Origin of the sequence: Stenotrophomonas sp., from assembly GCF_032061965.1 — a bacterium.
In the GTDB taxonomy this organism is placed as follows: Bacteria; Pseudomonadota; Gammaproteobacteria; order Xanthomonadales; family Xanthomonadaceae; genus Stenotrophomonas.
Map to the genome: position 1 here is coordinate 1 of NZ_DAMBEF010000078.1, position 6,922 is coordinate 6,922.

The following is a 6,922-nucleotide window of genomic DNA, read 5'->3' on the forward strand; positions in this document are numbered from 1 at the left end:
CGCGACCTCCGGCGTGACAGGCCAGCATTCTAACCAGCTGAACTACCGCTCCACACTTTCAAATCTGTACTGCTTTGGCGCTTAACCTGGTGGGTGCTGAGGGTTTCGAACCCCCGACCCTCTCCGTGTAAGGGAGACGCTCTACCGCTGAGCTAAGCACCCTAGCTGAGCCGCTTAGTTTACAGCGTCCTTCAGGGCTTTACCAGCCTTGAATGCAGGATTTTTTGCAGCAGCGATCTTGATCTCTTCGCCGGTCTTCGGATTGCGGCCGGTGCGCTCAGCGCGTGCACGAACCTGGAACGTACCGAAGCCCACCAGAGTCACGGCATCACCCTTCTTCAGGGCCTTGGTGATCTCGGCGATGACAGCGTCAACTGCACGGCCAGCTTCGGCCTTGGACAGGTCAGCAGCAGCGGCAACGCCATCAATCAATTCGGTCTTGTTCATTCTGTAAAACTCCCTTTGCGGCAAATCCGCGGAATTATTTGGGTGGCAACCGTACGCCCCAAGACGCCAGCTGCCGGAAGATCCTGCAAACACGCCATCAACAAACAAGCTGATGCGTGAGTCGCACTTTTATACCAGTGCCCCCCTACCCGCGCAAGCTGAAAAGCCAGTAATGACGCGGGTTTCGAGGGGTTTGGCGTTCACATTTCAGTGCTTGACGCGCGCAGTCGGAGCTGCCTTCGACTTGCCACGAACTGCGACGCGCTGCGCACTCTTACGCGCTTTCTTCGGCGCCAGCGGTGTGGCCAGTGCGATATCGAGCACTTCATCGATCCACTTCACCGGCACGATCTGCAGATCTCGCGTCACATTGGCCGGGATATCCGCAAGATCCTTGCGGTTTTCCTCGGGGATGATCACCGTGCGCACGCCGCCACGCAGTGCGGCCAGCAGCTTTTCCTTCAGGCCGCCGATCGCGGTGACGCGACCACGCAGGGTGATCTCACCGGTCATCGCCACCTCGGCCTTGACCGGCACCTTGGTCAGCGTCGACACCAGCGAGGTCACCATCGCGATACCGGCGCTGGGGCCATCCTTCGGGGTTGCACCGTCAGGCACGTGCAGGTGGACGTCGTGCTTCTGCAGGAAATCGACGTCGATGCCCAGCGATTCGGCACGGGCGCGTACCACCGACAACGCAGCCGTCGCAGATTCCTTCATGACGTTGCCGAGCTGGCCGGTCAGGGTAACCGCGCCCTTGCCCGGGATCAGGGTCGACTCGATCTGCAGCAGGTCGCCGCCAACTTCGGTCCAGGCCAAGCCGGTGACCAGGCCGATCTCGTTTTCTTCCTCGGCACGGCCGAAGTCGAAACGCTGCACACCCAGGTATTTGTCCAGGTTCTTGGCATCGACCACCACCAGTGCCTTCGGCTTTTTGGCCGACTTCTTGGCAGCCGCCTTCTTCACCGGCTGCGGGCCGGCCAGGGCGATTTCCTTGACCACCTTGCGGCAGATCTTGGCGATCTCGCGCTCGAGGTTACGCACGCCCGATTCGCGCGTGTAATAACGCACGATGCCGCGAATGGCATCCTCCTCGATGGCCAGTTCCTCAACCTTCAGACCATTGGCCTTGAGCTGCTTGGGCACCAGGTAACGGGTGGCAATGTTGAGCTTCTCGTCCTCGGTGTAACCCGGGATGCGGATCACTTCCATGCGGTCCAGCAACGGGCCCGGGATGTTCAGCGAATTGGAGGTGGCCACGAACATCACTTCGCTCAGGTCCAGGTCGACCTCGAGGTAGTGATCGTTGAAGGCGTTGTTCTGCTCCGGGTCCAGTACTTCGAGCAGCGCCGAGGACGGGTCGCCACGGAAATCCATCGACATCTTGTCGATCTCATCCAGCACGAACAGCGGGTTCTTGCTGCCGACCTTGTTGAGGTTCTGCACGATACGGCCCGGCATCGAACCGACATAGGTACGACGATGGCCACGGATCTCGGCCTCGTCACGCACGCCGCCCAGCGACATGCGCACGAACTTGCGGTTGGTGGCCTTGGCGATGGACTGACCCAGCGAGGTCTTGCCCACGCCCGGCGGACCGACCAGGCACAGGATCGGGCCCTTCATCTGCTTCACCCGCGACTGCACGGCAAGGTATTCAAGGATGCGGTCCTTGACCTTGTCCAGGCCGTAATGGTCAGCGTCCAAGGTGTCCTGGGCGACCTTCAGGTCCTTGCGGACCTTGGTGCGCTTCTTCCACGGCACGCCCAGCAGCCATTCCAGATAGTTGCGCACGACCGCGGCTTCGGCCGACATCGGCGACATCTGCTTGAGCTTGTTGAGTTCGTTCTTGGCCTTTACCTCGACCGGCTTGGGCATGCCGGCTTCGGCGATCTTGCGGGCCAGCTCGTCCAGCTCACCCGGCGCGTCATCCAGGTCACCCAGTTCTTTCTGGATGGCCTTCATCTGCTCGTTGAGGTAGTACTCGCGCTGGCTCTTTTCCATCTGCGACTTGACGCGGCCGCGGATGCGCTTTTCCAGCTGCTGCACGTCGATCTCGCCATCGACCAGGCCGACCAGCATTTCCAGGCGATCGCCGATCTGCAGGGTCTCCAGCAGTTTCTGCTTGTCCGCAAGGCGCACGCCGATATGCGCGGCAATGGTGTCCGCCAAGCGCGCCGGCTCTTCGATGCCGGCCAAGGTCTGCAGCAGTTCCGGCGGCAGCTTGCGGTTGGTCTTGACGTACTGCTCGAACAGCGACATCAGCGAACGGGCGATCGCCTCGATCTCGCGCGGTTCGCGCGATTCGTCCGATTCAATCTCGGTGCCGTGGCCCTGCAGCGCGCCGTCCTGCTCGTAGACCTTGTCCACGGCCACGCGCGACAAGCCCTCCACCAGCACCTTGATCGTGCCATCGGGCAGCTTCAGCAGTTGCAGCACCTGCGCCAGGGTACCGACCGTATACAGGTCGGCGGCGGCCGGATCGTCGGTTTCGGCCGACTTCTGCGCCAGCAGCAGGATGCGTTTGTCCGCTTCCATCGCGCGCTCCAGCGCCTGCATGGACTTGTCGCGGCCCACGAACAGCGGGATGACCATGTGCGGGAACACCACCACGTCACGCAGTGGCAGGACCGGCAGGTCGAGAACTTCGAGTTTGGACTGGGCCATGGGGGGCTCCGGAGGATTCGGTGGAGGCTGAATAAAAAAGCCGATGGCCCCGTTATGGGGCCATCGGCGGAGTGTTGCAAGAGCCTGCCTGGGTCGACTGATGAATGGGCATAGCCCCGTTCACCTGCCCTGCCCCCGGTTCAGTCGCCGGAGGCGGCCTTCGCCGGTTCAGGTGGCGTCTGGTAGACGATGTACGGCTCGGATTTGTTCTCGATCACCGACTCGTCCACGACCACCTTGCTGACATTTTCCTGCGACGGCAGGTCGTACATCGTGTCCAGCAGCACCGATTCGACGATGGTGCGCAGGCCACGGGCGCCGGTCTTGCGCTTGAGCGCCTTCTTGGCAATGGCCGAGAGGGCGTCCGGGCGGAACTCCAGCTCCACGTTCTCCATCTCGAACAGCTTCTTGAACTGCTTGGTGATGGCGTTCTTGGGCTCGGTCAGGATCTTGATCAGGGCCGGCTCGTCCAGCTCTTCCAGGGTCGCCACGACCGGCAGGCGGCCTACGAACTCGGGGATCAGGCCGAACTTGATCAGGTCTTCCGGCTCGACTTCGGCCAGCACCTTGCCCACTTCCTGCTTGCGCTCGGCGCTCTTCACCTTGGCACCAAAGCCAATGCTGCTGCTGTCCGAGGAGCGCGCCTGGATCACCTTGTCCAGCCCGGCGAACGCACCGCCGCAGATGAACAGGATGTTCTTGGTGTCGACCTGCAGGAATTCCTGCTGCGGATGCTTGCGCCCGCCCTGCGGCGGAACGCTGGCAACCGTGCCTTCGATCAACTTCAGCAGTGCCTGCTGCACGCCTTCGCCGGACACGTCGCGGGTAATCGACGGGTTCTCGCTCTTGCGCGAGATCTTGTCGATCTCATCGATGTAGACGATGCCCTGCTGTGCCTTCTCGACGTCGTAGTCGCACTTCTGCAGCAGCTTCTGGATGATGTTTTCCACATCCTCACCCACGTAACCGGCTTCGGTCAGCGTGGTTGCATCGGCCATGGTGAACGGCACGTTGAGCAGGCGTGCCAGCGTTTCGGCCAGCAGCGTCTTGCCCGAACCGGTCGGGCCGACCAGCAGGATGTTGGACTTGGACAGCTCGACGTCGTCGCTCTTCTGACGGCTCTCGATACGCTTGTAGTGGTTGTACACCGCCACCGCCAGCGTGCGCTTGGCGCGGTTCTGGCCAATCACGTACTGGTCGAGCACCTCGAGGATCTCACGCGGCTTGGGCAGCGAACTGCGCGCCGACTGTGCCTTTTCCTCAAGTTCCTCGCGGATGATGTCGTTGCACAGCTCCACGCATTCATCACAGATGAACACGCTCGGGCCCGCGATCAGCTTACGAACTTCGTGCTGACTCTTGCCGCAGAACGAGCAGTACAGAATCTTGCCGCTGCTGTCCCCGGAACGACCTTGCCGGTCTTCGCTCATGCTTCGATTACCCAGTTGCTTCCCCCTCTGAACAGGGGGTTCAAATTTGAGAATAGCACAGGGCCGGATGGACGCCAGTCCAGTTCCGACCCTGCAAAAAACGCCGCGTTTTCGGCTGTTTGTACCGTCAGGCCGGCTGGATCGACTCGTCCGGACGACGCTCCAGCACCTGATCCACCAGGCCATAGGCCATGGCATCCGCCGCGCTCTTGAAGTTGTCGCGTTCGGTATCGCGCGCGATGGTCTCCAGCGACTGGCCGGTGTGCTTGGCCAGCACCTCGTTCAGGCGCGAACGCAGGGTCAGGATTTCACGTGCGTGAATATCAATGTCCGTGGCCTGGCCCTGGAAGCCGCCCAGCGGCTGATGGATCATCACGCGCGAGTTCGGCAGCGCATAGCGCTTACCGGCAGCGCCGGAGGCCAGCAACAGGGCACCCATCGACGCAGCCTGGCCAACGCAGATGGTGCTCACGTCCGGCTTGATGTACTGCATGGTGTCGTAGATCGCCATGCCAGCGGTCACCACGCCACCCGGCGAGTTGATGTAGATGCTGATGTCCTTTTCCGGATTGTCCGCTTCCAGGAACAGCAGCTGCGCCACCACCAGGTTCGCCATGTGGTCGTCGATCGGACCCACCAGGAAAATCAGGCGCTCCTTGAGCAGGCGCGAATAGATGTCGTAGGCGCGCTCGCCGCGGCTGGTCTGTTCGACCACCATCGGAACCATGTTCAATGCTTTGGCTCGGTTGTCCATTTCGTGAGGCACCTGTCTTGGGAGTGGACTCCCCGCGCCGGAGCGCGGGGATCAAACGCCACCAGCTTACTGGCGGATGGCTTCCTGGAACGTCAATGCCTGCTCGGTGTGCTGGGCACGCTCGGCGATCCAGTCGATCACCTGCTCTTCCATCACGCGGTTCTGCAGGCCCGACATAAGCTGGGGATCATTGCGGTACATCTCAATGACCTGTTCCGGCTCTTCGTAGGTGGAAGCGATCAGGCGCATGGTTTCGTTCAGGCGCTTCGGGTCCAGGCGCAGCTCGTTCTTGCGAGCCACTTCGCCGACCAGCAGGCCGACCAGCACGCGCTTGGAAGCGGCGTCCTTGAAGCCTTCATGGGCGTTGGCCGGGATTTCGCCCGGGTTGCCGCCCTGGCGGCGGATGGCGTCAACCTGCTGGGCCAGCATCGAGCGGGCTTCACCCTCGACCAGACGCGGCGGCAGCTCGACCGAGGAGTAGGCAGCGATCAGCTGCTCGCCCACTTCGCGGCGCAGGCGGTTCATCAGCGCACCCTTGAGCTCGCGCTCCAGGTTGGAACGGATGTCGGCGCGGAACTGCTCCACGTCGCCGTTCTTCACGCCGAAGCTCTTGATGAAGGCAGCGTCGACGGCCGGCACTTCCTGCTCGGACACTTCGGTGGCCTTGACCGTGACCTGCACGGTCTTGCCCGCCAGCGCCGGCACGCGCCAGTCAGCCGGGAACTCGACGTCCAGGGTCTTTTCTTCGCCCTTGGCCAGGCCGATCAGGCCCTTTTCGATCTGGTCGAACATCATGCCCTGGCCGATCACGATGGTGCCCTTCTCGACACCTTCGGCCGGCAGACGCTCATCACCGGCCTGCGACCAGGTTTCCAGGCCGACCAGGTCGCCTTCCTGGGCGCCGCGTGCAACCGGCTTCCAGGTGCGGCGCTGGGCCTGCAGGTTCTGGATCATCTGGTCGATGTCGGCGTCGCTGATTTCAGCGGTGTGGCGCACGACAGTCAGCTTGGTCACGTCGACGTCGCCGAAATCCGGGATCAGCTCGACGGTGGCGACGAAATCGAATTCGCCCTCACCGGCCTTGTCGATGCGCGGGTTGCCGGCGATGCGCAGCTCGTGCTCGCGCAGCGCGGCGTCGAAGGTCTCGCGCAACAGGCCGTCCATCGCCTCGGCGCGCACCTGCGGCCCGAAACGCTGTTCGATCACCTTGGTCGGCACCTTGCCCTGGCGGAAACCCTTGATGCGCGCGGTGCGCGCGATTTCGCCCAGGCGACCATTGATATGGGTCTGCAGACGGTCGGCCGGCAGCGAGAAGCTCAGGCGGCGTTCCAGGTTGCCGGTGGATTCGATCGAAGCTTGCATGTTGACTCCTGCCACCGGTGGCGATGGCCCCCGGCACGATGTGGTGGTTGAAACAACTTAGACGCGGATTTCCGCCGCAGCCCTCTAGTTTGGCCGATAACGGCTGTCGCCGCCAGCAGTAGCCGGCCATTCAGGACAGTAAGGGGGTGGCCCGGGCGGGCAGGACAGACCGGATGCTGGTGCGAAAGGGGGGACTCGAACCCCCACGCCTTGCGGCACTGGAACCTAAATCCAGGGCGTCTACCAATTCCGCCACTTTCGC

The 6,922-nt window shown here is 62.5% G+C and carries 5 protein-coding genes and 2 tRNA genes; all 7 read right to left on the bottom strand.

What is annotated here, in order from left to right; translation table 11 throughout:
- Nucleotides 1-87: 87 nt before the first annotated feature.
- A tRNA-Val gene (locus tag RT460_RS19240) sits at nucleotides 88-162 on the bottom strand.
- Nucleotides 163-174: 12 nt separating this feature from the next.
- Nucleotides 175-447: an HU family DNA-binding protein gene (locus RT460_RS19245; RefSeq protein WP_293713896.1), complete on the bottom strand. Its 273-nt coding sequence runs from the start codon at nucleotides 445-447 to the stop codon at nucleotides 175-177.
- 207 nt (nucleotides 448-654) lie between these two features.
- Nucleotides 655-3,114 carry an endopeptidase La gene (gene lon, locus RT460_RS19250; RefSeq protein ID WP_313321335.1) on the bottom strand — a complete coding sequence of 820 codons (2,460 nt, stop codon included), beginning with the start codon at nucleotides 3,112-3,114 and terminating at the stop codon, nucleotides 655-657.
- 140 nt (nucleotides 3,115-3,254) lie between these two features.
- The gene (gene clpX / locus RT460_RS19255; RefSeq protein WP_313321336.1) at nucleotides 3,255-4,544 is read right to left on the bottom strand and encodes an ATP-dependent Clp protease ATP-binding subunit ClpX; all 1,290 of its coding nucleotides are present in this window, start codon (nucleotides 4,542-4,544) and stop codon (nucleotides 3,255-3,257) included.
- 127 nt (nucleotides 4,545-4,671) lie between these two features.
- Complete coding sequence (gene clpP / locus RT460_RS19260; protein ID WP_312371696.1) at nucleotides 4,672-5,298, bottom strand: ATP-dependent Clp endopeptidase proteolytic subunit ClpP; 627 nt, start codon at nucleotides 5,296-5,298, stop codon at nucleotides 4,672-4,674.
- 66 nt (nucleotides 5,299-5,364) lie between these two features.
- Nucleotides 5,365-6,660, bottom strand: a complete 1,296-nt coding sequence (gene tig / locus RT460_RS19265; RefSeq protein WP_313321337.1) for a trigger factor — start codon at nucleotides 6,658-6,660, stop codon at nucleotides 5,365-5,367.
- 177 nt (nucleotides 6,661-6,837) lie between these two features.
- Nucleotides 6,838-6,922: transfer RNA gene (locus RT460_RS19270), tRNA-Leu, on the bottom strand.